This window comes from Novibacillus thermophilus, assembly GCF_002005165.1.
In the GTDB taxonomy this organism is placed as follows: domain Bacteria; phylum Bacillota; class Bacilli; order Thermoactinomycetales; family Novibacillaceae; genus Novibacillus; species Novibacillus thermophilus.
Genome location: NZ_CP019699.1, coordinates 1,173,813 through 1,199,287, shown reverse-complemented (window position 1 = coordinate 1,199,287; position 25,475 = coordinate 1,173,813). Strand labels below are relative to the sequence as shown.

Annotated in this window: 21 protein-coding genes and 1 pseudogene; 10 read left to right on the top strand and 12 right to left on the bottom strand. The window is 52.0% G+C overall.

Annotated elements, in window-relative coordinates:
- Window positions 1–257: 257 nt before the first annotated feature.
- Together B0W44_RS05955 and B0W44_RS05950 are read left to right on the top strand one after the other, a co-directional pair.
- Window positions 258–2,012 carry an ABC transporter transmembrane domain-containing protein gene (locus B0W44_RS05955; RefSeq protein WP_077719227.1) on the top strand — a complete coding sequence of 585 codons (1,755 nt, stop codon included), beginning with the start codon at window positions 258–260 and terminating at the stop codon, window positions 2,010–2,012.
- A complete protein-coding gene (locus tag B0W44_RS05950) occupies window positions 2,009–3,799 on the top strand; it encodes an ABC transporter ATP-binding protein (protein WP_228441563.1) in 1,791 nt (596 codons plus the stop codon). Before B0W44_RS05955 ends, B0W44_RS05950 begins: the two co-directional genes overlap by 4 nt.
- 135 nt (window positions 3,800–3,934) lie before the next feature.
- Here the strand turns inward: B0W44_RS05950 and B0W44_RS05945 are convergent, their stop codons facing one another.
- Window positions 3,935–5,689: a sigma-54-dependent Fis family transcriptional regulator gene (locus B0W44_RS05945; RefSeq protein WP_228441561.1), complete on the bottom strand. Its 1,755-nt coding sequence runs from the start codon at window positions 5,687–5,689 to the stop codon at window positions 3,935–3,937.
- A 236-nt stretch (window positions 5,690–5,925) separates the two neighbouring features.
- Here B0W44_RS05945 and fdhA point away from each other — a divergent pair, with 236 nt between their 5' ends.
- From fdhA to B0W44_RS05920, 5 genes are all read left to right on the top strand, one after another.
- Window positions 5,926–7,140, top strand: a complete 1,215-nt coding sequence (gene fdhA, locus B0W44_RS05940) for a formaldehyde dehydrogenase, glutathione-independent (protein WP_077719224.1) — start codon at window positions 5,926–5,928, stop codon at window positions 7,138–7,140.
- 20 nt (window positions 7,141–7,160) lie between these two features.
- Window positions 7,161–7,928 (top strand): MIP/aquaporin family protein, encoded by a 768-nt coding sequence (locus B0W44_RS05935; protein ID WP_077719223.1) that lies wholly within the window; start codon window positions 7,161–7,163, stop codon window positions 7,926–7,928.
- A gap of 171 nt (window positions 7,929–8,099) precedes the next feature.
- Window positions 8,100–8,447: a DUF2512 family protein gene (locus B0W44_RS05930; RefSeq protein ID WP_077719222.1), complete on the top strand. Its 348-nt coding sequence runs from the start codon at window positions 8,100–8,102 to the stop codon at window positions 8,445–8,447.
- Window positions 8,448–8,616: 169 nt separating this feature from the next.
- Window positions 8,617–9,114: an Lrp/AsnC family transcriptional regulator gene (locus B0W44_RS05925; protein ID WP_077719221.1), complete on the top strand. Its 498-nt coding sequence runs from the start codon at window positions 8,617–8,619 to the stop codon at window positions 9,112–9,114.
- Window positions 9,111–10,292 (top strand): aminotransferase class I/II-fold pyridoxal phosphate-dependent enzyme, encoded by a 1,182-nt coding sequence (locus B0W44_RS05920; RefSeq protein ID WP_077719219.1) that lies wholly within the window; start codon window positions 9,111–9,113, stop codon window positions 10,290–10,292. Before B0W44_RS05925 ends, B0W44_RS05920 begins: the two co-directional genes overlap by 4 nt.
- A 235-nt stretch (window positions 10,293–10,527) precedes the next feature.
- On the opposite strand, the pseudogene aroA reads toward B0W44_RS05920, so the two are convergent.
- The 11 genes and pseudogenes from aroA to B0W44_RS05860 form a co-directional block, all read right to left on the bottom strand.
- Window positions 10,528–11,822 (bottom strand): annotated as a pseudogene (gene aroA, locus B0W44_RS05910) (3-phosphoshikimate 1-carboxyvinyltransferase).
- 54 nt (window positions 11,823–11,876) lie between these two features.
- A complete protein-coding gene (locus B0W44_RS05905) occupies window positions 11,877–12,086 on the bottom strand; it encodes a hypothetical protein (RefSeq protein WP_077719213.1) in 210 nt (69 codons plus the stop codon).
- Window positions 12,087–12,161: 75 nt separating this feature from the next.
- Window positions 12,162–13,625: a sodium:solute symporter family protein gene (locus B0W44_RS05900; protein ID WP_077719211.1), complete on the bottom strand. Its 1,464-nt coding sequence runs from the start codon at window positions 13,623–13,625 to the stop codon at window positions 12,162–12,164.
- Between the two features lies 1 nt (window position 13,626).
- Window positions 13,627–13,809 (bottom strand): hypothetical protein, encoded by a 183-nt coding sequence (locus B0W44_RS05895; protein WP_077719210.1) that lies wholly within the window; start codon window positions 13,807–13,809, stop codon window positions 13,627–13,629.
- 277 nt (window positions 13,810–14,086) lie between these two features.
- Window positions 14,087–15,496, bottom strand: a complete 1,410-nt coding sequence (ltrA, locus tag B0W44_RS05890) for a group II intron reverse transcriptase/maturase (RefSeq protein WP_077719209.1) — start codon at window positions 15,494–15,496, stop codon at window positions 14,087–14,089.
- A 466-nt stretch (window positions 15,497–15,962) separates the two neighbouring features.
- The gene (locus B0W44_RS05885) at window positions 15,963–16,805 is read right to left on the bottom strand and encodes an aldo/keto reductase (RefSeq protein WP_077719208.1); all 843 of its coding nucleotides are present in this window, start codon (window positions 16,803–16,805) and stop codon (window positions 15,963–15,965) included.
- A gap of 31 nt (window positions 16,806–16,836) precedes the next feature.
- Entirely contained in the window at window positions 16,837–17,340 is a 504-nt protein-coding gene (locus B0W44_RS05880) for a helical membrane plugin domain-containing protein (RefSeq protein ID WP_077719207.1), read from the bottom strand.
- Window positions 17,333–20,293 (bottom strand): formate dehydrogenase subunit alpha, encoded by a 2,961-nt coding sequence (fdhF, locus tag B0W44_RS05875; RefSeq protein ID WP_077719206.1) that lies wholly within the window; start codon window positions 20,291–20,293, stop codon window positions 17,333–17,335. Before fdhF ends, B0W44_RS05880 begins: the two co-directional genes overlap by 8 nt.
- Window positions 20,262–21,107 (bottom strand): formate dehydrogenase accessory sulfurtransferase FdhD, encoded by an 846-nt coding sequence (fdhD, locus tag B0W44_RS05870; protein WP_077719205.1) that lies wholly within the window; start codon window positions 21,105–21,107, stop codon window positions 20,262–20,264. The genes fdhF and fdhD overlap by 32 nt, the downstream gene beginning before the upstream one ends.
- Window positions 21,108–21,124: 17 nt before the next feature.
- On the bottom strand, window positions 21,125–22,393 hold the full coding sequence (locus B0W44_RS05865) for an L-lactate MFS transporter (protein ID WP_077719204.1): 1,269 nt from the start codon (window positions 22,391–22,393) through the stop codon (window positions 21,125–21,127).
- A gap of 176 nt (window positions 22,394–22,569) precedes the next feature.
- A complete protein-coding gene (locus B0W44_RS05860) occupies window positions 22,570–22,950 on the bottom strand; it encodes a Na-translocating system protein MpsC family protein (protein WP_077719203.1) in 381 nt (126 codons plus the stop codon).
- A 388-nt stretch (window positions 22,951–23,338) separates the two neighbouring features.
- Between B0W44_RS05860 and B0W44_RS05855 the strand changes: the two genes are divergently transcribed.
- From B0W44_RS05855 to B0W44_RS05845, 3 genes are all read left to right on the top strand, one after another.
- The gene (locus tag B0W44_RS05855) at window positions 23,339–23,656 is read left to right on the top strand and encodes a hypothetical protein (protein WP_077719202.1); all 318 of its coding nucleotides are present in this window, start codon (window positions 23,339–23,341) and stop codon (window positions 23,654–23,656) included.
- A gap of 59 nt (window positions 23,657–23,715) precedes the next feature.
- On the top strand, window positions 23,716–24,390 hold the full coding sequence (locus B0W44_RS05850; protein WP_077719201.1) for a DUF5819 family protein: 675 nt from the start codon (window positions 23,716–23,718) through the stop codon (window positions 24,388–24,390).
- A gap of 61 nt (window positions 24,391–24,451) precedes the next feature.
- On the top strand, window positions 24,452–25,471 hold the full coding sequence (locus B0W44_RS05845) for an HTTM domain-containing protein (RefSeq protein ID WP_077719200.1): 1,020 nt from the start codon (window positions 24,452–24,454) through the stop codon (window positions 25,469–25,471).
- The last annotated feature ends 4 nt before the right edge of the window (window positions 25,472–25,475 follow it).

The following is a 25,475-nucleotide window of genomic DNA, read 5'->3' as shown; positions in this document are numbered from 1 at the left end:
GAAACCTTTATATAATAGCCCATGTAGGAAAATTCCCATAATAAAAGGAGGTGTGTGTCATGCGTACAAATAGCGGTTTGTTTTCCTCACAGTCCACAATGTCATACACAGTTCATGACACAACCTCTTGTTTGGACGGTTTGACACTTTAGTACTTAACCGGTCAATGTACATCGAAACGATCACACCATGGGTTGTGTTCCACCCATGGTGTTTTTATGTCAAATATGCGAATACAGTCGGTGGAGGAAAAGAAAATGCGTGTTTTTCGCGACTTGTGGTGGTTTTTTGTACAAGAGAAAAAGAGTTACATCATCGGCATTATCTTTTTAATCGTAGCGAGTTCGTTCTCGTTGGTGCCGCCGTACGTCGTCGGTGTCATCGTCGATCACATAGAACAAAAATCACTCACTGTCAATACCCTGCTTGTTTGGGTCGGACTGATACTCGCGTCCGGTGTCATTCATTACGGTTCCAACTTTATTTGGCGGTCCATGCTGTTCGGGTCTGCAATCAAACTCGGGCGGCAGTTGAGAAACCAGCTGTACGAACACTTTACGAACATGTCCCCTGGTTTTTTCCAAAAAAGGCGCACCGGAGATTTAATGGCTCATGCGACAAACGACGTACAGGCTGTCGAAGGGACAGCAGGGGAAGGTGTGCTCACTTTGGTCGACTCCGTTGTCATGGGCAGCCTCGTGGTAATCGTCATGTTCTTTTTCAGCTGGGAACTGACTTTGATTACGTTAATGCCGATGCCGCTCATGGCCTGGGCGACGAGCCGGTACGGCACCCTGTTGCACGAACGGTTTCACAAAGCCCAAGCAGCGTTCTCCGAATTGAACGACAAAGTGCAGGAAAACGTCGCTGGAATGCGGGTGGTCAAGGCATTCGGCATAGAAGAAGCGGAAAAAGCAAAATTCCGCAAGCAGTCGGCTGACGTTGTGGACAAGAACATGGCCGTCGCTCGAATCGACGCCTTGTTCGATCCGACGATTTCCTTCATCGTCGGCATCTCCTACTTTCTCGCCATTTTCTTCGGAGCCGTGTTCGTCGTACGCAATACCATGACCCTTGGGGAATTGACGAGTTTCACCATTTACTTAGGTCTTCTGATCTGGCCGATGCTGGCCCTCGGTTTTCTGTTCAACATTGTGGAACGGGGCCGCGCATCGTACGACCGCATTAGCCGGCTGCTGAAGATCAAACCGGACATCGTCAACCGGGAAGGAGCCGTCGACGAAAGGCCGCAAGGGGAGATCGCGTTCCACATTCAAACTTTTGCTTACCCCGGGCAGGAGACACCTGCGTTACAAAATGTTCACTTCTCGCTCCAACCTGGCGAAACCGTCGGGCTCGTCGGCAAAACCGGGAGCGGCAAAACGACCGTTCTGAAACTGTTGCTGAGAGAGTTCGACTGTGAAAACGGGGATATCGCCATTGGCGGACGGTCGATTTACAATTACACGCTTGACGCCTTGCGCCGTTCGATCGGCTACGTGCCACAGGACCACTTCCTCTTCTCGGCCACAATTGCGGAAAATATTGCGTTCGCCAACCCCGATGCATCACAAGGGGAAATTGAACGCGTGGCGCGTCTCGCCCACATTCACGAGGACATTCTCGGCTTTCAGGACGGATACGACACCATCGTCGGCGAACGGGGCGTCACGCTGTCAGGGGGACAAAAACAGCGTATTTCCATTGCCCGGGCACTGCTCGCCGATCCGGACATCCTCATTCTCGACGATTCGCTGTCAGCGGTTGACGCCAAAACCGAGGAGGCGATTCTCCGCTCTCTCAAACAGACCCGGCAAAACAAAACGACCATCATTGCCGCGCACCGCTTGAGCGCCGTTCAACACGCGAACCTCATTCTCGTGCTGGATCAAGGGCGCATCGTCGAACGCGGCACACATGATCACTTGATGAACAACGAAGGATGGTATGCTTCCGTCTACCGCAGCCAACAGTTGGAAGCACTCGTCGCCAAAGGAGGCATGACGTCTTGAACGAATGGCACACAACCGAATCCCTTTCGCCACATCGGGCCTTTCGCCGCTTGCTCGGTTATGCAAAACCTTACAAAAAGACGCTCTCCTTCGCTTTTTTGCTGCTCATGTGCGGCACAGCGGCAGATGTCGTGGGGCCGATTCTGGCGAAAGTCTTTATTGACGACTATTTGACACCGCGCATTTTTGACTGGCGGCCGATCACCATCTTGTGTGTCACTTACGGCGCACTGCACGTAGCCGCTGTCGGGCTGAACTACTACCAGCTCCTTCTCTTTCAAAAGGTGGCGCTCAAAATTATTCAACAGCTGCGCATCGATGTGTTTAACAAAGTGCAGGACCTCGGTCTCACATTTTTCGACCAAACGCCTGGCGGGAGTCTCGTCTCCCGGATCACAAACGACACTGAAGCGATCAAAGATTTGTTCGTCCACGTGTTGTCAACGTTTGTGAAAAACGGCGTATTCCTGGTGGGCATCATGGTCGGCATGTTCGTCCTCGACGTCCGCCTGGCCATGATGTGCTTGACGTTCATGCCGCTCATCGTCGGACTCATGCTCGTGTACCGCTACTTCAGCGCCAAAGTTTACCGCGTTGCCAGGTTCAAACTGAGCCAGCTCAACACGAAACTGAACGAATCGATTTCAGGAATGAACGTCATCCAGGCAATGCGGCAAGAAAAACGGATGCGGCGCGAATTCGCCCACATCAACGAGCACCATTACCGCGCTTTAATGAAAAACATTCAATTGAACAGTTTGTTGCTCCGACCGGCCGTCGAGTTCCTTTACGCAGCGGCTGTTGTCGTCGTGCTGATGTTCTTCGGGTTTCAATCGCTCTCACATACAGTGGAAATTGGGGTGTTGTACGCCTTTGTCAACTACTTGGGCCGCTTTTTTGAACCGGTCAATGACATGATGGTGTGGCTGAATCAATTTCAACAAGCGATCGTGTCGTCCGAACGTGTCTTCGGCCTGCTGGACGACAAGCGAACCGCCCCCGAGAAAGAAGGAGACGAGACACCGCGTATCGAAAGGGGGCACATCGAATTTCACAATGTCTCTTTCTCTTACGACGGGAAGACCGACGTGTTAAAAAACATTACATTTACGGCCCGACCCGGGGAAACAGTGGCCCTCGTCGGCCACACCGGAAGCGGGAAAAGTACCGTTGCCAATTTGTTGATGCGTTTCTACCCCCTCGACCGGGGGCAGATCACCATTGACGGCGCACCGCTTGAGACGTTCGACAACGAGGAGTTGCGACGTAAAATGGGGCTCGTGTTGCAAGACTCGTTTTTGTTCGTCGGAGATGTGAAGAGCAACATTCGCTTAAGTCACGCAGACATTAGTGACGAGGACATTCGACAAGCCGCCCAATTCGTTCAAGCAGATGCGTTTATCCAACGCCTGCCGCAACAGTACGACGAACCGATCGGGGAACGGGGGACTACGCTGTCCAGCGGACAGCGGCAACTTATCTCTTTCGCCCGCACGATGGCTTTAAATCCGAAAATTCTCGTCCTCGACGAGGCGACGGCAAGTGTCGACACGGAAACGGAAGAGGCGATTCAACTGGCGTTACACAACATGCGCAAAGGCCGTACGACGATTGCCATTGCCCACCGCCTTTCCACAATTCAAGACGCCGATCAAATTTTAGTGCTGCACCAAGGAGAAATCGTGGAACGGGGCACCCACCGGGAACTGCTGGCGAAAAAAGGGCTGTATCACAAAATGTACTTGCTGCAGCAAGGAGCGGCAGAAGCGGCGGAACACAATGTTTAAACCTGCTTTTTCAGTCACTTCTGCCGTCCCTTGCCGGCTCCCCGCCTGAGCACTTTGGGCAAAGTACGACTTGGAGAGCGATCGTCTCGCACACTGTACGCCCTTTCGACACGCGGGCAATTGACGTCTTCAGTTTCACAATTTTTCGATCTGATACCCTTTCATCTTGCGATACAGTGTATTTCGTCCGATTTGTAACAGTTCAGCCGCTCGGCTGACATTCCATCCCGTTGCTTTCAACGATCTTTGAATAGCGGCTATTTCCACCTCTCTTAAAGTGGGAACACTGTCAGTGCGGTCATCATCGCCGTGATCCCATTCAAACTGCAAATGTTCAGGCCGGATGTCGCCCCCTTCGGCCAAAAAAGCGGCTTGAACGAGAGCGCTTTTCAGTTCACGGACATTGCCCGGCCAACTGTGAGAGACAAGTTTTTCTTGAGCTTCTTTTGACAAGCGAGCGGAAGGGTAATCCATCTCTTCTAAAAAAGTTTCAGCTAACTGAATAATGTCACTCCGTTCGCGAAGCGGGGGAAGGGATAGTTGGATACCCTTCAACCGGTAGTACAAATCAGTGCGAAACGTCCCTTTTTTCACCTCCCGCAACAGATCTTTGTTCGTCGCTGCAACAACGCGTACATCCACCTGTCGACTTTTGACGCCGCCGACACGGGTGATGACTTTTTCTTGTAGAACACGAAGCAAAGCCACTTGAGCCCGCGGCGACAAATCACCCACTTCATCGAGAAAAATCGTGCCTAAATGAGCGGCCTCAAATTTGCCGATACCGCCTTCCCGCCTGGCGCCTGTAAAAGCTCCCCTCTCATAGCCAAACCATTCACTTTCCAAGAGGCTGTCCGGTAACGCGCCACAGTTTACGGCAATAAAGGGGCGATCAGCGCGCGGACTGGCCGTGTGGATAGACTGGGCCAGCAGTTCTTTTCCTGTTCCGCTCTCCCCTAAAAGGAGAATAGGGTAATCCGTCATGGCCGCTTTAGCAGCAAGGCGTTTCACATGTTGGATACGCGGACAAGCTCCGGCGATATCTTGAAAGGTGTACAGCCGTTCTTTCTTTTGTCTCTCTCTTTTGTAAACGGCTACAGACCGCCACGTTTTACGAGTTTTGTCGGAAATCGTTTCAACGACAAACCCCTTTTTTTCCTTAAATTCTTTGCCGATGCAATCTTGTCCTAGAAGTCGCCGCGCAGCCTGATTCGCCCGAATGATTCGGCGCTCGTGATCTAACGATACAAGCGGAAAGGGGGTAAAGTCGACTGTGCGCTCAAGCTCCCTTACGGTCAAAACGTGTTCATGCTGCGCCTCCTCGAGTAACAGGCGACTTTGCAAAGTTTCGGCCACCATGCTCACGAGTGACAACGTGAGCGGGTTAAACCTTTCCTTTCTTCCGCTCATGTTGATCACCCCCGCCAACTCACCTCTCGGCGTGAACACCGGGCTGGCCGCACACGTCAGAAAGCGATTTTTTACATAAAAATGCTGGGCCCCGTGAACGCGGACAGGCTTTTGTTCAACTAAGGCGACGCCCATCGCGTTCGTCCCCTTTCGGCGCTCCTGCCAATTGGTTCCGACTTGCAGGTGGACTGTTCTGGCCTGTTCTTCAAAACTGGGGTCGCCTGCAGTGTGAACGATGGTCCCATCTTTGCTCACCAGCGTCGCAATATGCCCCGATTGACGGATGTACGGCGCAAGTTTTTCCAAGATGCGAACAGTGTGTTGAATAAATGTTTCGTTTTCTTTTATGATTTCGTTCAAACGTCTACCGGTCATGACTGAATCGTAAACTGCATCTGTCGGCCTTAGGCCGTATTTTTGACAGCGCTTCCAAGACTTTTGAACGATTTCGGTATCACTCCACGTATTCAGGGATGACAACGCGACCACCTCCCGAACAGTTGGATTCGCGATCATTATATCACACTTTCCGCCCTAATTATAACAATTTTCATATATGTTCCAAAACGGAACAACTGAATCGTTAAAAAGTGGAACATCTATCCTGGCGTGTTCTGTAAACATGTCCGGGGACAGCGATTTACTTACATGGCACGGTTTTTGCTTCCTAATTTGGCGAGCACAAAATGATTACTTTATCAAGGGAGGAATGCGGAATGGCGGGTAACAGGGCTGTCGTTTACACCGGACCCGGAAAGGTCGAGGTGCAGAACATCGATTTCCCAGAGCTCGTGCTGAAGGACGGTCCGGGAGTCAATCCGTTGAACGTCGGACGCAAGTGCGAACACGGTGTCATCTTGAAAGTCGTAACGACAAACATTTGCGGCAGTGACCAACATATGGTCAGGGGCCGCACGACAGCACCGGTGGGACTCGTGCTGGGACACGAAATTACTGGTGAAGTCATCGAAGTTGGGCGCGATGTTGAATTTATTAAAAAAGGTGACCTCGTGTCTGTTCCGTTTAATATCGCCTGCGGCCGCTGTCGCATGTGCAAAGAGGGCAACACCCACATCTGCTTGAATGTCAACCCAGATCGTCCCGGCTCCGCTTACGGCTATGTCGACATGGGCGGCTGGGTCGGCGGTCAGGCAGAGTACGTCATGGTCCCGTATGCAGATTTCCAGTTGCTCAAGTTTCCGGACAAAGATCAAGCGATGGAGAAAATACTCGACTTGACGATGCTCTCTGACATCTTCCCCACCGGGTATCACGGCGCCGTCAGTGCCGGTGTGAAAACCGGTTCCACAGTGTATGTGGCAGGTGCTGGCCCCGTAGGACTCGCGGCAGCCCATTCGGCACAACTGCTAGGTGCCGCAGTCGTCATCGTGGGCGACCTGAAGCCGGAAAGGCTGGCCCAGGCAAGAAGTTTCGGCTGTGAGACGATTGATTTGAGTCAACACGACGACGTTGGCGAACAGATTGAGCAAATACTCGGCGTGCCGGAAGTCGACTGCGCCATCGACGCCGTCGGTTTTGAGGCATACGGCCATAAAACAGACCACGAGGAAGCACCTGCTACTGTGTTAAATACGATTATGGATGTCACTCGGGCCGGAGGAAAACTGGGGATTCCAGGTCTGTACGTCACCGGCGACCCGGGAGGGATCGACGAAGATGCCCAAGTCGGAACATTGAGGATCCGCATCGGGCTTGGATGGGCTAAAGCGCACCATTTCGTCACCGGTCAAACACCGGTCATGCGGTATCACCGCGATTTGATGATGGCCATCCTTCACGACAAGGCGCAGATCGCCAAGGCAGTGAACGCCACCGTCATCTCCCTCGATGACGCACCGAAGGGGTACCGCGACTTCGACAAAGGCGCTGCCAAGAAGTTCGTCATCGACCCCCACGGCATGGTCAGTTAAAACCGTGAGAGGTGGTCACGATGGATCATCCACCCTCATTGTTTAAGCGATGTGCAGCCGAGTTTATCGGAACGGCACTCCTCGTTCTCATCGGCCCGGGAACCGCAGCCTTTAACGGCATCCTAACGGCCGAAGCCGGTGGAGCTGCGACGTTGGCGGACATCGGCGTGATCGGTTTGGCCTTTGCGATTATCGTGGCGGCGATGGTTTACACTTTCGGGGGAATATCCGGATGCCACATCAATCCTGCCGTAACTGTCGGACTTGCCACTGTCAAACGTTTTCCGTGGCATGACGTGCCCGCGTACGTCACCGCTCAGTTAGCAGGAGGAGTCGCAGGGGCGCTCGGGATTTTGCTCGTGCTCGGCCAAAGCGGCGCAACTGTCGGGAATGTGGGAGCGACTGTACTCGCGCCTACTACCGGTTACGTCCAAGGGATTCTAATAGAAGCGCTGGAAACGTTTATTCTGATGATAGTCATTATGGCCGTCGCCGTCGATCCCCGGGCTCCAAAAGGATTTGCGGGACTCGTGATCGGGTTGACCGTCGGGGGTATCATCATGATGACAGCTGGACCGACGGGCGCTTCCTTCAACCCTGCCCGCACCTTTGGTCCCTACGTCGTCGCCAGTCTGTTCGGGGGAACGATCCACTGGACTGAGTTTCCCGTCTACGTGATCGGTCCCCTGATGGGAGCGTGTCTCGCTGCTGTGACTTACGACGGCATCACCCGTTCCGACCCAGCATCCTTGCCGCTCAAAGCCGAGAGCAGTCAATCGAACAGCTAGCCAAAAAGGACAGGAGATATCTCTATAGCTCCAAACGAAACAGGTGGAGGAAATGAATGGCATTCCTCCACCTGATTTTGCATTTAACGAAGTTCCCGCGTCCTACGTACATAAAAGCGATTGTGGATGCCACACTAATAGGGAGTCGCCTGACAAAAAGGGGGAACATCCTTGATCCATTTAAAAGCCCTGGGAATTAAATTCATTTCCGTGTTTATCGCCTTGTTTATCACCGTCAACTTTGCCGTTACTTTTTACGAGACACTCTTAATGAGTGTGCTGTTTACGCTAATAGGCTACGTCCTCGGCGATCTCATCGTCCTCAAGTACGCGGGAAAATTTGTGGCTCCCATCGCAGACGCTGCCTTCGTGTGGGTGGCCGGACTTTTGATCTACCAATCGTACACGTACCTCGTGTCTGTTCTCTCCGCCCTCATCATCGCCATCGTGGAGTGGTTTTTTCACGATTACGTCGAACGGCGAGTGTTGGAAACAACTGCGGGTCAGGGCGCCGGTTAAAATTTTAGTCTCTTACCAACCACTTCGTCAGCACCTTTTTCCGAGGTGCTTTTTCATTTTCACCGCCACGGTCATACGATAGGAGAAAGGGTCAAAAATGGGTTGTCGATTGAGGCGTGTTGCGATAAGATCATGATTAGTCGCTAAAAATCATCAGGAGTGAAGTCGGTTGGATCGGACTAAAGCGAAAGAGCTGCTGACGCTGATTGAAGAAAACAGCCGGTACGATGCCGACACACTGGCCGGCATGCTCGACCTATCAAAAGAAGAAGTCGAGAGAATGGTGGAAGAACTGGAAGAACAGCACGTTATCGTCAAATACCCCACCCTCGTTAACTGGGAGAAGTTTGACGAAAACGGCAAGGTTACCGCGATGATCGATGTGACAGTCACTCCAAAACGCGATGTCGGGTTCGACAAAATCGCGGAGCGCATTTACAAGTTTCCAGAAGTGAAATCGGTTTACCTCATGTCTGGCGCGTACGACCTCTCTGTCACTGTAGAAGGGAAAACGATGAAAGAAGTCGCCTATTTCGTTTCACAGAAACTGGCGACTCTCGATTCAGTCGTCTCCACGGCGACCCACTTCTTGTTAAAAAAGTATAAGCACGACGGTGTCGTCTTTGAAGAAAGCGACGACGATAAAAGGATGGTCGTCACACCATGACACGCATTGCCGAAAACGTCCGAAATATGCCGCCGTCCGGTATTCGTCAATTTTTTGATTTGGCCCAAACACTGGAAGGTGTCATTTCACTAGGGGTGGGGGAACCGGACTTTGTCACCCCGTGGCACGTGAGAGAAGCCTCTATTGCCGCCCTGGAACGGGGCTACACGAGTTATACGTCCAACAGTGGTCTGTTAGAGTTGCGCAAAGAGATTTCGCGGTATCTGTTCGAGCGATTCGCCGTGGACGTCGACCCGGAGAGAGAAGTGCTCGTCACCGTCGGCGCCAGCGAAGGCATTGATCTCGTCATCCGAGCGATCACGAATCCCGGGGACGAAATTTTAGTCGTGGAGCCGTGCTTCGTCTCTTACGATCCCATCATTCGCATGGCTGGCGGCGTGCCAGTTAAAATCCGCACGACCCAAGAGACAGGGTTCACGTTGACCCCGGACCACATTCGCCAAAACGTAACGCACAAGACCAAAGCGATTATCTTCTCTTATCCGAACAATCCGACAGGAGCCGTCATGACCCGCAAACAGTTTATGGACATTGCCAACGTCGTGCGAGAATTGGATCTCTTGGCCGTCTCAGACGAAATTTACGCTGAACTGAATTACACCGGCCACCCGGTCAGTTTTGCGTCCCTCCCGGGCATGAGAGAGCGCACCGTACTGCTTTCCGGTTTTTCCAAAGCTTTCGCCATGACGGGCTGGCGCATCGGATACGCGACGGGGCCGGAAGACGTCATTCAAGCGATGACGAAAATTCATCAGTACACCATGTTGTGCGCACCCATCAACGCCCAAATGGCGGCGATCGAAGCGTTGAAAAACGGATTTGACGAAATGCAGCGCATGATCGAAAGTTACCGGCAGCGGCGAAATTTTGTGATACACGCACTCCGGGCCGCCGGTTTGGACTGTCACGAACCGGCGGGGGCGTTTTACGCATTCCCCAACATTGAATCGACCGGCATGACGTCGTCCGAATTTGCCGAGAAACTCATCATGGAGGAAAAGGTTGCCGTCGTGCCCGGGCACGTCTTTGGAGAAAGCGGGGAAGGACACGTTCGCTGCTCTTACGCCACATCCATCGATAACTTGCGGGAGGCAATGGCGCGCATCGCACGTTTCGTCGTCCGCCACAAGAAAAACGAGTCACAGAAGTGGGGATGAGACGGCAGGAGAGCTAAAAAACGCTGCATTCCGTTTACATTGGCAGTGAGCAAACACAATGCCATTCACCAGCAAGGGAATCAAAAGCACATGGGGGAGGGGATGTCTGAAGACATCCCCTCTCTCATACAAATCGGTCAGTATGTTCTGATGCTAAAAGCAAGCATGGCAGCATGTATTCTCACGAAAGACCTCCATGCTGCCTCCTGCTTTGTCGGGCAATCATGACCCGCTGTCACGTGTCAATCTTTTCGATCTCGGCTCCCAGGGCGCGCAAGTGGTCGAAGTACTGGGGGTACGACTTGGCCACGTGGTGTGCGTCGCGGATGAGCACCCCTTCATCTGAGCGCAAGCCGACGACGGTTAGCGCCATGATTACCCGGTGGTCGTAGTGGGAGTGAATTTCCACCCCGCCCTTCACCCTTGCGGTGATCCGCGGACGATGATCTCATCTTGCTTTTCCTCGACAACAGCTCCCGCCTTCACCAGTTCCCTCCGGAAATCAGAGATGCGGTCGCACTCTTTGTAACGCAAGTTTTCCACGTTGTAAAAACGCGATGTCCCTTCGGCAAACACGGCGGCGGCCGTCATCGCCAGCACCGCGTCCGTCGCCCGGTCACCGTCAAACTCTACCGCTCGCAACCGGCCGTTGCCACGAATGGAGACGGTGTCGTTTTCGTGTTTGAGCGGCACGCCCATGTTTCGCAGCACGTCCACGATCGCCCGTTCCCCTTGCAGCGAATGCGCGTCCATGCGCAAGATCGTCACGTCCGATTCGAGCACCGCTGCCGCCGCCATGATCGCCGCCGTCCCCGGATAGTCCCCCGGGACAGTGTACGTGTTGGTTTGATACTCCTGTCTGCCGGGAACACGATACCGCAACAAATCTTTGTCTGCCTCAATGGCGATTCCCGCCTGGTCTAAAACGTCCAGCGTCTGCCGCACAGCCGGCTTCGACTTTAAACCTCCTGTGACTTCTACAGTGGAATTTTCGTCCAATAGCGGCGTTAAAAACAATAGCGCACTTAAAAACTGCGAACTGATTGCACCCGATACCGAAATGTGGCCCCCTTTCGGGTTTCCGCCGTACAGAGTCACGGGCAATCTCCCGTCCCGCGACTCCGATCTCACGTTCATTTGTTCCAGCGCCTTTAACAGATCTCCGTGGGGCCGCTTCCCGAGGGAAGCGGGATAACTGTTTATAAACGTCACCTCAGGCAAAAACGCTCCGACAGCCATCAGAAAGCGGGCGACGGCACCGGCGTTTCCCGGGTCCAGTTCTTTCACCGGATGCGGACGGCGTCCAAACCCGGTGACGGTCATCTGTTCTCCGTCCTCTGTTATGCCGGCCCCGAGATGGCGCAAACAGCGACGCATCGCCTCTCCGTCCTCACTCTCAGCCGGATGGAGGATCGTGCTCGTCCCGTCGGCAAGGGCCGCAGCCAGTAAGTAGCGGGTCGTATAGTTTTTCGATGATAACGGGTTGATCGTTCCGGCCAGCCGTTTTGTCGGTTTTACTCGTACGTCCACTTCGTTTGTCCACTCCCATGTTTCGTGCTGTGTTACATTTTACCACAGTGCGTCTTAAAAGAAGACGAAGTACGCTATCACCACCGCACTCACAATTAAAATTCCAGCTTGGACGGCCTTCCAAAAGTTTTTAACAGCTTCCTTTTCTTCCTCCAGTTCCTCCCGCCTTTCGCGCTCGTCCAAACGTGCCGCTTCCCGCAACTGTTCCAACTTGTAAATGCGTTTATCTTCGTCTGTCGACGGTGTGATCGGCGATTGACCCATGGCTTTCCCCTTCTTCCTTTTGTTCTTACTACCTATGTGTAAGCCGACATCACACCGTGTATGCAACCATCTCGCTTACACCGCACCCTTCTCCCGCAATGCCTTTCGGACATAGCTCAAAAACGCTGCCGCCTTCTCCTCTGGAGCGCGTGTCAGCAAACTGACGCCGACATAAAGGACTAATGACACGGTCAACCCCCAAACACCGGACCCTTGCCCGAGCCACTTTAGCTGAAAGAGCTCGAGAACGATGACGAGCAACCCGCCGACCGTTGTACTGGCGATCACTCCGGCCGCAGTTCCGCGCTTCCAGAAGAAAGCTCCGACGATGGCCGGCACCATCACCAACAGTCCGGCAGAAGCCGAAACCGATAGCACGGCGATCAGATTGAGTTCCAGCTGGGCAAACGAGAAAGCGAGGACGGCGATGATGGGAATGACAATCTTGCCGATCAAAAGCTGCTGCGCCTCGTCGGATCGCCTGTACACGTCGCGCGCCACAACGGAAGACAACGTCAACAAAATGGAATCCACCGTTGAAATGGCTGCCGCCATAATGCCGATCATCACAATCACACCTAATGCAGTCGGCACCAAGCTCGAGGCGAGGAGTTTCGGTGTGGCCAAGTCAGCGGTCGGAAGATCTGGAAACTGAGTCAGAGCCAAAAAACCCCACAACACTGCAACCAGTGTATAAATGAATCCAAAGCAGAGAAAGCCGAGGAGCATGTGCCGCAAGTCTTTCATCGACTTGACGGTAAAGAGGCGCTGACTCACTTGCGGGTTAGAGATGCTGAAGAAAATCCACGGCAGTGTCAACCCTAAAAAAGTACTAAAGCTGAAATACCCGTTTCCAGGCACTGTGAGCATGCCAGGGTGTTCCGTTTGAATCGCGTGAAAAAGCGAACCAAATCCTCCCAAACTGTCAATCACCACGAGGACGACGGACGTAGCCGTCACAACCATAAACACGGCCTGCAGCGCATCCGTCCAGGCGACGGAGCGCAAACCTGCCGTGAGGGAAAACACAATGGCCAAGACCGTCGCTAGGACGGTCCCGGTCGTAAAAGAAATGGCGTCGTTCGTCATCCCTTGCAACAAATAGCCGACCCCGGCCAGTTGAACCGCTGTGTACGGGATCAAAAAAAGACAGCTGAACACAGCGGTGACGAGTGATACGGCCTTGCTGTCATACCGGTCGCCCAGCATTTCCGTCGGCGTGATGTAGCCGAACCGTTTCCCGGCCAGCCAGAACCGCGGGCCGAAGACGGCGACTAAAGACACACCGCAAAGGTAGAGCAGCTCAAAGCCTAACGCTCCGACTCCGCCCTGATACGTAAGCCCTGCTAACCCGACTAACATAAAGGCGCTGTATGTCGTCGAGCTGTAACTCAACGCCGAAACAAAACCGCCCATGGCGCGGTTCCCCAAAAAGTAGCCAGACATCGTGCGTGACTTCCCTCTCTTCGACCATAAAGCGACAATGCCGGCAGCGACTGTGTAAAGCGTTACTCCCCACCAAATGTAAGTCGCACTCACGTTACTCCCTCCAACTCCCGGTGATGACAACATTGATGACAATGACCGCCAACGTGGCGACAACCCAGAACAGAAAACTCCCGTACCAAGCATCGACACCGCTTAACGCGGTGAAAGGCACGATCAAACATAACAGCATGATTGCGGCGATGAGAACGATCCAAAACACTCCTCTGCGAACCATAACGTCACCTCACGACCGTTTGAAGATAGTCCCAAGAAGCTTTGTGCCACCGACAATGACACTCTCTCAATCGCTGATTCGTAGAAACAACTTGGTGTTGTCTTTCTGGGCTGGTGCTCAGTTACTTAGGCGCGTATATTCAAGATAGAGTAAGTATACAGCATTTGTCCGTTTCCCGCGAGTTTCAGCCATCTGAACAGTGAAAAGCTTTGAGAAATCGAGTAGGAGGGGGCGGCTAGCCCCCGTCCTCTCACACCACCTAGCATGCGGGTCCGCACTAGGCGGTTCCAAAAGGTTGACGAAGTTCCATATAACGAAAAAGCATACTCTTCAGCCCTTTCGCTTCCCAGTAGGAAGTCGGAAGGGCATTGTTTGTGTTCCGGGACATTTCCCATGGTCCTCGGCGGGAATTGGCCATCATGAAGCAGGCCCATTCTGGTACGCCAAGGGCCCTAAGTTCACGAAGACGGGTTCTGACCCGTTTCCATTGTTTCCATAGGCACATCCTCAGTCTGCGCCGAATCCATTGGTCGAATCTTTCACAGTGCGTCTTCATCGATGCCAGTCGAAAGTACCTGACCCAACCGATGATGTAGCGGTTGAGCCGTTTAATTCGCTCTTCCATGGAGATCGCCCGTGAACGACTCGTCATCTCACGTATTCTATCTTTGAATCGGGAGACGGTCTTCGGGGCTAACCGAATCGTTGCTTGTTTGTCCGGCAGAAAACTGAACCCTAGGAATTTCCGGTTCCAGGGGCGGTCTACCGCACTTTTGTCTCGGTTCACTTTCAGTTTCAGCTTTCCCTCTACAAAGCGAATCACCGATTCCATGACGCGTTCCCCTGCGCGCTTGCTAGCGACAAAGATGTTACAATCGTCCGCATAACGTGCGAATTGCAACCCGCGTTTCTTTCGTTCTTTGTCCAGGTCGTCCAACAAGATGTTGGCCAGAAGCGGACTCAGCGGTCCGCCTTGCGGCGTCCCTTCCTCTGTCCGTTGGCATACTCCGTTGACCATGACTCCGGCGTTGAGGTACACCCGGATGAGTTTCAGGTCTCGCTTGTCCTGCTCCCTTCTTGCTACCCTCCCCATGAGCATGTCGTGGTTTACTCGGTCAAAGCACTTCTCTAAGTCCAAGTCCACAACCCATCTGTATCCACTCTGGATATAGCGCTGGGCTTGAAGGACCGCATCATGGGCTCGCTTCCCTGGTCGGAAGCCGTAGCTGTCCCATGAGAAGTGAGCATCGAAGATCGGATGCATCACTTGCAGCAGGGCTTGCTGGAGGAGCCGGTCCATCGCGTTCGGGATCCCTAGAAGCCTCACGCCGCCTCCAGGTTTGGGGATTTCCACCCGTTTGACTGGCGCGGGTTTGTAGGTTCCCGCTAGGAGCTCTGCTTTCACCTGTGCCCAGTGTGTGTTCAGGTAAGCCTGCAGTTCAGCTACCGTTACTCCGTCCACTCCGGGCGCTCCTCCGTTTCGGACCACTCGCTTGTATGCGAGCAAGAGATTTTCTCTCTCAAGCATCCTGTCCAGCAAGTCGTTATGGTCTTCGCGAGAGGAAGGGGCGACTTGTGCCGGAGAAGAGCTCGGCGCTCCAACATACCCTCGCGGCTTCACCGCTGCTCTCTGTTGGCAGCTCCCTTGCGGGATATTCTGCTGTCTGCGCTCTTCTCTCGAACGCATCGGTTTCCTCTCTCCTTTCGGTTCGGCCCTTCCGCTTTCCGGCGCCCCGTACTTGCGTACTATGGCCTCTGCTGACTCCTGCGGATTCAGCGCAGCCTCTCGACTGCGGTTACGATGTTACTTCGCGTGTTCCGCAGGCCTCCCCAGATAAGAGCGTCATCTTTCCGCCCGCGATCACTGGAGTTTACAGGATGAGCCCTTGGCGGCTTTGGATTTCGTTGTGTTCTGGCAACTCATCCAACTAATCCTGCCTCAAATCCAGTTCGTGTACCTTGACCCGTGCGTTTGTCTCCGGCTTCCTTCAGATTCCGCCTCGCGACGGACACCCTTGCCTTTGACTACGGTAGGCGCTCGCCAGCCCCCGTTCGGGACTTTCACCCTATAGATGACGCCCATGCTGGGCGTACAGAAAGAAGCGCACCGCTTGTACGTGAAGCGATGCGCTTCTTCACACGCTCAAAGCGACTTAAAACTCTTCGTACGTCGCTGGATCTTGATTGTTAATTCTGCCATCCGGACGCGTTAAATCCGATATTTCCCTCATTTCTGTTTCGTTCAGCGAAAAATCGAATATCGACAAGTTTTCAAGCTGTCGTTTGGGAGACGACGATTTAGGAATCGAAATGGCGCCAAGTTGATAATGCCAGCGTAAAATAACTTGTGAAATCGATTTGTCATGGCGCCGGGCGATGTGTTGAAGTGTGCGATTTTGTAGAATTTCCCTTGCCCGCGCTAGCGGACTCCAAGATTCGATCTGAATGTCACGCTCCCTGTGCCATGTCCTTAAAGGTTCTTGATTAAAAAACGGGTGCAATTCAATTTGGTTGATGCTAGGTTTAACGCCCGTTTCCTTTTCCAGGCGTTCGATGTGTTCAGGCAGGAAGTTAGAAACCCCGATCGAGCGGACGTAGCCCCACTTTCTAGCATCAATTAACGCTTGCCAGGCTTCCACGTACAGATCTTGCTTAGGGTTCGGCCAATGGATCAAATACACATCGTAGTAATCTAAATTTGCCCGAAACAAAGATTCTTGAACAGCCTGAACGGCTTTGTCATACGCATGATACCGACCTGGTAACTTGGACGTAATGCGCAATTTTTCTCTCGGTACAGAACTGCGCCGAACAGCCTCCCCTACCGCTCCTTCGTTTTCATAGTTGTACGCTGTGTCGATGAGCCGGTAACCTGAGTCTATAGCACTCGTGATGGCGTTGACTCCTTCGTTCCCTCTAAGGTTGTACGTGCCGAGACCGATCACAGGCAAGGTTAGCCCGTCGTGAAGTGCGATCTCAGGAATGGATTGTCCCACTATTCATCACTCCTCCATAAAATTTGTCGCATTAAAGCCCGTCCCATCCAGACGACGTCCTGTCTCCCTCACTCCCCATCCCTTTTAAAAAGCTGATGAGGACAGAGAGGGCGCGCTGCACGTCCGGGTCGCGCAGTGCTTTAAACAGGGATATGAGGCTCTCCCGGTTTTCCGACGCTTTTCCTGTCGCCGCCTCCTGCAAACCGGCATTCACACTGTCCAACATCGGCTTTAACCGCTCAAGATCCAAAGAGCCTACCAGCAGGGCAAGCTGAACAAAATTTTCCAGAATGCGTGCGTTTTGCGGCCTGTTCAGTTCTTTCACCGCAATGGCCAACACTTTGTCCCCTTCTGCCACTAAACTGTTTAAAAGCGGCAAAATCCCCCGATCGTACAATCCTTGCACGAGTTCAATCGTCTCCAGTACCGCCGTTTTGTGGCGGGACAGCGCCTGCACAATGTCCTCTAGATCACGCTGTTTGCGCACGTCTTCAGATTCTGGAAGCCGTTTGATGCGGTTGATCGGTCTAGCCACTGTACGTCACATCCTTTTTAACAGAACCGCCGGGAAAACGGTAATCGGTGCGCTCCCACTTTTTCTCCACTTGTACACCGATTTGCGGCTGACGGTTGCCAAAGCGGTGGTTGACGCGAGGCAGCGGCGACTCTCCTTCTGTTTCTAACACGTCCATCTTCACGGCAACGTCTTTGTAGGCCGGTGTATTCGTCTCTACATCCGTCTTGCTGCCAGTCAGGCGGTTGACGGCGGCCTCCCCGGCATCGTTCATCGGGAGGTACAGCTCATGTCCTTTGACGCGATCCGTAATGAAGGCGCGAACCTTCACTGCTCCGTACCGAGACTGAAGGCGCACGAGCGTCCCGTCTTTCAAGCCGCGTTCCTTTGCCAGCTCCGGTGAGACTTCCACAAACGCCTGTGGCGTTTTGGCGCGGATGCCTTCCACCTTGTACGTCATGTTTCCTTCGTGGAAGTGCTCTAACAGTCGGCCGTTGTTCACGTGTAAGTCGTACTCGTCATCGGTGCCGTCCGGTTCAATCCACTCCAGCGGATAAAGCCGGGCTTTTCCGTCCGGGAAGTTGAAGCGCTCCGTGTACAGCAGCGGGGAATCTTTCCCGTCTTCTGTCACCGGCCATTGCAAGCTGTTGTACCCCTCCAGGCGTTCGTAGGTGACGCCGGCAAAAAGCGGGGCGAGTTTTGCTGCTTCGTCCATGATCTCGCTGGGGTGCTCATAGTGCCAGTTGGCCCCCATGACATTCGCCAGATCGCGCAATATCATCCAATCCGGCTTCGAATCCCCTAAAGGTTCAAGAGCTCGATACAAACGCTGGATGCGCCTTTCCGTGTTGGTAAATGTCCCTTCTTTTTCCAGGCTGGGGCTTCCCGGCAACACGACGTCGGCATACTCAGCGGTCTTCGTCAGGAAAATATCCTGTACGACAAAGAAGTCCAGCTTTTCAAACGCGGCCTGGACGTAGTTGATGTTGGAATCGACAATGCCCATGTCTTCCCCGATAATGTACAGCGCCTTTAACTTTCCGTCGTGAATGGCGTTGACCATGTTGTGGTTGTTCATTCCCGGCTCTTTCGGCAGCTCAACGCCCCACGCCTGTTCGTAGCGGGCCCGGACGGCGTCGTCTGTGACCGACTCGTAACCTGGAAAGTTGTTCGGCATGCTGCCAAAGTCGCTCGCACCTTGAACGTTGTTGTGCCCCCGCAAGGGATACGCTCCCGTTCCCGGGCGGCCGTAATTCCCCGTCACGAGCAGCAAGTTGGAAATGGCCGTACTCGTGTTGCTTCCGCCCTGCTGTTGCGTGACGCCCATCGCCCACAGCACACACGTTGTGTCCGCATCGCGAATCGCTTCGGCCACGCGGATGAGGGTCGCCCTCGGAATTCCCGTCACTTCTTCGGCGTACTCCAAAGTAAACGGTTCGAGTGAAGCGACGTATTCCTCAAAACCGTTCACCCGTTCTTCCAGAAAGCGAGTGTCATGCCACCCTTTGTCGATGATGTACTTCGTCACGGCGGAAAGCCAGACGAGATCGGAACCTGCCCGCGGATGCAAGAAAATGTCTGCCCGCTCCGCCATTTCGTGGCGGCGCAGATCGGCGACGATGAGCTTCTGCCCGTTCAGCTTCTGCGCCCGTTTCACCCGTGTGGCCAACACAGGATGGGACTCAGCCGTATTGGAACCGATGACGATGACGAGGTCCGCAGTGGCAATGTCACGGATGGAGCCAGAATCCCCGCCGTATCCGACCGTTCGAAACAGCCCCTGTGTCGCCGGGGACTGGCAGTAACGCGAACAGTTGTCAATGTTGTTCGTACCGATGACGGCCCGGGCAAACTTCTGCATTAAATACGATTCTTCATTGGTGCACTTGGACGAGGAAATGAACGCAGTGGCGTCTGGCCCGTCCGTTTCTTTTATTTCCGTCAGTCGATCAGCAATGAGTTGGAGCGCTTCCTCCCATTCTGCTTCGCGAAAGTGATCACCTTCCCGAATTAACGGTTTTGTCAGCCTTTCCTCGCTGTTCACGAAATCCCAGCCGAACTTGCCCTTTACACACGTAGAGATGCCATTGGCAGGCGATTCGGGATGCGGCTCGACTTTCAAGACTTTCCGACCTTTCGTCCACACGTGGAAGCTGCACCCGACACCACAGTAGGTGCACACTGTCTTCGTCTTTTTGATGCGGTGTTCGCGCATGGCCGCTTCCGCGTCTGATACGGACATGAGCGATCCGTACCCCGTCTCCACCTTTTTCGTCAGCTCGATCATACCCCTGATGGTCTCTGGTTCGATACCTGTCAAATGGCCTGCTTCCCCGAGCATCGACTTCTCCATTAAGGCGTTGCACGGGCAAACGGTGACACACTGGCCGCAAGACACACACGACGATTCATTGATCGAAACCCCGTCATCCCATATGACCCGCGGTTGCTCAAGGGACCAGTCGATAGAAAGGGTTTCGTTCACTTGCACGTCCTGACACACTTCGACACAGCGGCCGCACAAGATGCACTGGTCGGGGTCGTAACGGTAAAAAGGGTTGGTCGCGTCGACGGCGTAAGGTTTGGGCTTGAACGGTTCGCTCTGGTGTTCAATGCCGAGCGCCTTCACGGTGTTATGGATATCACACGTCCCGTTGTTGTGGTCGCAAACAGTGCAGTACAGTTGGTGGTTCGTCAATATCGTGTCCATCGCTTCTCTTTGTGCTGCTTTCACTTCGTGCAACGTCGTTTCCACGGTCATCCCCGCTCGGACCTCTGTCCCGCAAGCCCGGACTAACTCGCCGTCTACTTGGACGATGCACGTGTCGCACGTTTCGATCGGGCCTAGACTCGGGTGGTAACAGACGTGGGGAACCTCGATGTTGCGTTCACGCATCAGCTCCAATAAATTTTGCCCTTCACGCGCATGCAGTTCAACCCCGTCAACTGTGAGCGATATCGTGTCTGTGCCCATGTTGGGATCTGCCTCCTTTGAAATTTAATCCTTTAATGCGGTGCGGGTGTGTGTACACGTTAAAGCTGTTGCCGCGGATGAACCCGACAACCGTCACATTTAACTCATCGGCCAAGTCGATGGCTAAATCTGTCGGAGCTGACTTTGACAACAAAATCCCCACCCCGATCTTCGAAATTTTTAACAGCACTTCCGACGACACGCGTCCGCTGAACACAATCAGTTTGTCGTCGACCGGGATGCGGTGCTTCAAGCAATAGCCGTAAATTTTGTCGAGGGCGTTGTGCCGGCCGATATCTGTCCGCGCGACCACCACATCCGTTGGGCTAAACAGGGCGGCATTGTGGACACCGCCCGTCTGTCGGAAAGACGCTGACATCTCGTGCAGCCGATTCATGAACCGAAAACAGTCTTCTGCCGGTATGTGCAGCGAAGTCGCCACCGTTTTCGCTGTTTTGGCATCGTTCAGAAAGTAAATGTGCCGGCTCTTGCCGCAGCAAGATCCGATCAATCGCTTCATCACATCCCCTTTGGGTACCGACTGTCTCTGCTCTGTTTCCACGTAGGCGAAACCGCCCGGCTCATCGATGGTGAGAGACTGAATCTGAGCGGGAAAGCGAACGATACCTTCTGCCGCGAGAAATCCTAACACCATGTCCTCCAAATCCGACGGCGTGCAAACGACCGTCGCCCATTCTTCCCCGTTCAACACAATGGTCAGCGGATATTCGACCGCGACGTCATCTTCTGCTTCCGCCCCCTTCATCATCCTGTATTTGACAATGTGCCTTGAGGCCGTTTGCTTTCGACCCATTGACCATCACTCCGTACTTATGTCGTTAACGGCTTCTGTACATCGGACACTCCCTGCTTCTCCCTTATTTTCTTAATATTCAAGCGCATGGCCAAAGATGTGACTAAAGCGATGACGAGCAAAACGTTAAAAATAGTAAAAGTCGTCGTGTAACTTTGTGTCGTATCGTAAATGTATGAGACGACCATCGGTCCGACCACTCCCGCCATCGACCACGATGTCAACAAGTAGCCGTGAATGGCGCCGAGCTGTTTCGTTCCGAACAGGTCGCCAATAAAGGCGGGGAGGGAAGCAAACCCGCCGCCGTAACAGGTGATGATGATGTACAGCAATATCGGGAATACCACTTGACTCGTAATGTTTGGCAACAAGAAGAACGCTGTGACTTGTATGACGAAAAAGGCGATGTACACATTCGGCCGGCCGATGTAATCGGACAACGACGCCCACCCGATCCGTCCAAGGCCGTTAAAGAGGCCTAGCAAGCCGACGACGCTAGCCGCGGTGATGGCAGACATCCCCGTAATTTCTTGCGCCATCGGAGAGGCGACGGCGAGCAGCATAATGCCCGCTGAGATGTTAATAAACATCATCAGCCACAGCATCCAAAAACGCGCTGTCTTCACCGCCTCGTTTGCTGTCAACTGTGCTAGATCTTCGACAACCGGTGTGCCAGAAGTTCCTTTGCTCTTCATCCCCTTGGGCATCCAACCGTCCGCAGGTTTTTCCAGGTAAGTGGCCCCTGATACCATTAAGATCAAGTACACAAACCCCAAAATGTAAAACGTATTGGGAATACTCGTTTCAATGAGCAGCCAGCCGGCAATGGGACCCGTGATTAAAGAACCGGCGCCAAACCCGAGAACCGCCATCCCCGTAGCCAAGCCTCTGCGGTCGGGAAACCACTTTACGAGAGTCGAGACCGGAGAGATGTAACCGATGCCTAATCCGATACCGCCAATAAATCCGTAAAAGAACAAAAACAGAGGGTACGATGCGAGGGATACCGAAAAACCGGCGCCGAGTGTTCCTATCCCGAAGAAAGCCGCTGCGACCAGCGCAGATCGACGCGGTCCGTATTTCTCAACTAATCGACCTAAAAAAGCCGCCGATGTGCCCAACATGAAGATCGCAATCGTAAAGGCGAGGGATACGTCTGTCGTGTCCCATCCCAATTGGTCAGACAGCGGATTTTGATACACACTGTAAGCGTATACGGAACCGATTGACAAGTGGATAGCGATTGCTGACAACGCAATCAACCAACGATTCTTAACTTTACTCATTGTCCTAACCCTCTCCTATTATTTTTTAAAGGTACAGCAGGGTGTTTACGAGATGATCGTTTTGCGGTAAAGAAAAAACCACCTTATCCCCGCTATGCGATCATGCGTGAAAAGAAGGTGGTTAATCCATCAGCACTTATGTACTGTCAACCATCCGTTGCTTTCCCTTTGCTTCCTTAGATGGTGTGCATTGTATCGCTGCCGTCAATCGGCCGGTCAAAGACAAACACGGAGACGGTCTCGTCTTTTTCTACGTTAATGTCTGTGAACAGTTGGACGAACTTAGCCCCGACGAGCTCTTCCATCTCCTTCGGCCGCGTTTGACTGTACAACTCCTTTATCATGTGAGTGCGCGCCTGCCAAATCATCATCCGCCCTTGTTCGGAGCTGGCGATAAACCGTTCTACCGGACTTAGGTTGCCGCTCATGTGAGCGATGGCCCAATTTCCGGAAAACGTGATTTTAATTTTCTCCGGTCCCTTTCCGATGTGATTTTTTCGGTAAGACCGAACCAGGTTGGCAAATTGCAACTCTCGCCCCCGCTTCGAATCTCCCATACCATCACCTTCACGAATATTGTACTATTGTGACTATTATTTCGCAAGGGCGGAATGCGCATCTCGCCAACTGACGTTGAAAAGGCGACATTGTCGGCACGCCAGCAAAATAAGCTCTTCTGACTAGGTGTTTGGAAACAAAATGAATATTCGAAAACGAGATAAAAGAGCATCGCGAAGGAAAAAAGGACCATGTAAATGTCTACCACTCAAGAGATGATTTCATACGCACACCTGAGAACTTAATATTTTATTACTGTATTGCTATTAAAATTACTAATAACGTACTATTTAAAATAATGCGTATAAATGGTATTATCTTGATTGATATTTCTAGATATTTATTCTAGAATATCAAATTTTTAGTAATTAAGGAGGTGAGTTAGCATTGAAGAAACAATTTTTTGTCCTAATCCTTTGCTCCGCTGTCTTTTTCGCCATGGGTGCCACTGTTTTCGCATCCCACAATTCAGACAGTGCCCTGGAAGTCAGAACAGTGAATGCAGCGGAAGGAAAAACCGATTCAACGGTTTATGAGCCCCACGTTTGGGGCGCCGTGGCAAAGGCTGCACAAAAAGCCTATGTTTACGGCAAGGAAGCTGTGAGATACTATGCGGATGAGATTACAAAACAGGCTGCAATGCACAGCATCTTTAAGATTTCAGACGACGTAGAAGCTAGCAACTTAGACGTCGCATTTGATTAATATGGAAAGGCACAGCGCTTCCATTTGGAAGCACTGTGCCTTGAAGAGAGAGGATCCGAATGAAAAAAAGACGGCGGCTGTTCTCCTTGGTCGTGGTTAATGTACTGCTTATCGTGTTCTTAACCGTTCATACCGTCTTGCTGGTATTCGATACAGGACCGACAAATCCCTTATCTGTTCAAGTCAATCGGTATTCAACTTATTACATTGACCCTTTGTTTACACAGAACTGGCACTTGTTTGCTCCTGAGCCTTTAACCGTCAATTACAACCTCCTTTTACAAGTAAAACTCAAAAAAGGTTCGGAACTGGCTAGAGGTGAGTGGATCGATATAACCAGTCCAATGAAAAATTTAAATCGATCCAACGTTTTGACTCCCTTTAACAGAATGCTGAGAATAGGGGACAGTTTAATCAACAAATATTTTAACGGCAATCATGAAGACGTCGTATACAAACTGAAAAACAAGAATACGGACGAAAAAATCGACGAGGAAATTAAAAAAATGGAAGATAAAGTCCGCAAAAAGGCAGAAGAGGAAATATTCAAATTTGCATCCTCATACGCAAAATCGTTGTATCCGGAGCGAGATATTGACTCCATTAAAGTGATGATAGAAGCTGTCGAGCCTGTTCCCTTTTCCAAGAGAAATGAGAAGAACTACGAACCTGAACGGCGGTATGTCGAGTTTGACTGGCAACCTATCGATTCAGAAGTCGTCGCTTTTAAATAGCCCGCTACGTGCCATCACGATTGTCTCAAAAACATGACGTGTGTAAGAGGAGGTTTTTGTGGTGAACAAAGTGCTCTCATTCAATCGGCTGTCAGCCTTTGTTTCGTGGGCGGCAAAAGACCGCTTTTTAATTGGAACGAGTATCTTGAGAATCGTTTTCGGAATTATTATCCTCTACAATTATTTAATGCATTATTTTCAAAGGTATTTGTTGTTCAGCGACGTAGGCATCACGGATTACGATCCAGCTATCTTTTCGCTGTACAACTTCAGTGCGTCCTTACTGTATTTTGACATTGTCTACCACTTGGGAATTCTGGTGACGATTTTATTCATCTTGGGCTACAGGGGGCGCGTTGTCAGCATCTTAACCTTCGTATTCTACTTTTCGCTATACCAGCGCATCGGTTACATCGGCGATGGCGGAGACAACTTAATGCGCATTATTTTATTTTTCATGATGTTTACAAATAATACCGCGCACTTTTCTTTAGATAGAAGAAGGAAAAAGAGACGTCGCTTTCCGAAAAAAACGCTTGGGAAACTGTTAAACAGCACTATACATAACTATGCGGTGGCTGCGTGCGTGATACAGCTCTGTTTAGTTTATTACATCTCAGCATTCTATCAAGTCATGGGCGAGAAGTGGAACTCTGGTACAGCTTTGTACTACATTTCTCAAGTTGAATCCTATTCTCTCCCCTTATTTTCCGCCATCAGTGAAAATCACCTTTATTTGTCAATCATTCTCACGTATGCCACCATCGTCATAAAGTTAGCTTTTCCGCTCCTAATATTCAACCGCATAACCAAAATAATTTCTGTGCTTGCTATGTGCGCCTTTCATCTAGGTATTTTGTTCGGAATGGGTTTACTCACTTTTTCATTGATTATGATATCGGTAGAATTTCTTTTATTCACGGACAGGGAGTACAAACAGTACTACTGTAAAATCCGTTCATTGATAAAAGCTTTCACTGGCGGAATCAAAAACAGATGGCACCAACTCGGTGCAAAAAAAGCTTTCTCAGCAAACCCGTATACTGAATCTTCCCGCTCGATCGTCAGGGAAAAGCAGTAGTGGA

Bases quoted from the DNA above. Each gene is read 5' to 3' on its own strand.
- B0W44_RS05955 (WP_077719227.1), top strand. From the start codon at position 258: ATGCGTGTTTTTCGCGACTTGTGGTGGTTTTTTGTACAAGAGAAAAAG.
- B0W44_RS05895 (WP_077719210.1), bottom strand. From the start codon at position 13,809: ATGGTTCGCAGAGGAGTGTTTTGGATCGTTCTCATCGCCGCAATCATG.
- B0W44_RS05865 (WP_077719204.1), bottom strand. From the start codon at position 22,393: ATGAGTAAAGTTAAGAATCGTTGGTTGATTGCGTTGTCAGCAATCGCT.
- fdhA (WP_077719224.1), top strand. From the start codon at position 5,926: ATGGCGGGTAACAGGGCTGTCGTTTACACCGGACCCGGAAAGGTCGAG.
- B0W44_RS05920 (WP_077719219.1), top strand. From the start codon at position 9,111: ATGACACGCATTGCCGAAAACGTCCGAAATATGCCGCCGTCCGGTATT.
- B0W44_RS05850 (WP_077719201.1), top strand. From the start codon at position 23,716: ATGAAAAAAAGACGGCGGCTGTTCTCCTTGGTCGTGGTTAATGTACTG.
- fdhF (WP_077719206.1), bottom strand. From the start codon at position 20,293: ATGGGCACAGACACGATATCGCTCACAGTTGACGGGGTTGAACTGCAT.
- B0W44_RS05905 (WP_077719213.1), bottom strand. From the start codon at position 12,086: ATGGGTCAATCGCCGATCACACCGTCGACAGACGAAGATAAACGCATT.
- fdhD (WP_077719205.1), bottom strand. From the start codon at position 21,107: ATGGGTCGAAAGCAAACGGCCTCAAGGCACATTGTCAAATACAGGATG.
- B0W44_RS05935 (WP_077719223.1), top strand. From the start codon at position 7,161: ATGGATCATCCACCCTCATTGTTTAAGCGATGTGCAGCCGAGTTTATC.
- ltrA (WP_077719209.1), bottom strand. From the start codon at position 15,496: ATGCGTTCGAGAGAAGAGCGCAGACAGCAGAATATCCCGCAAGGGAGC.
- B0W44_RS05860 (WP_077719203.1), bottom strand. From the start codon at position 22,950: ATGGGAGATTCGAAGCGGGGGCGAGAGTTGCAATTTGCCAACCTGGTT.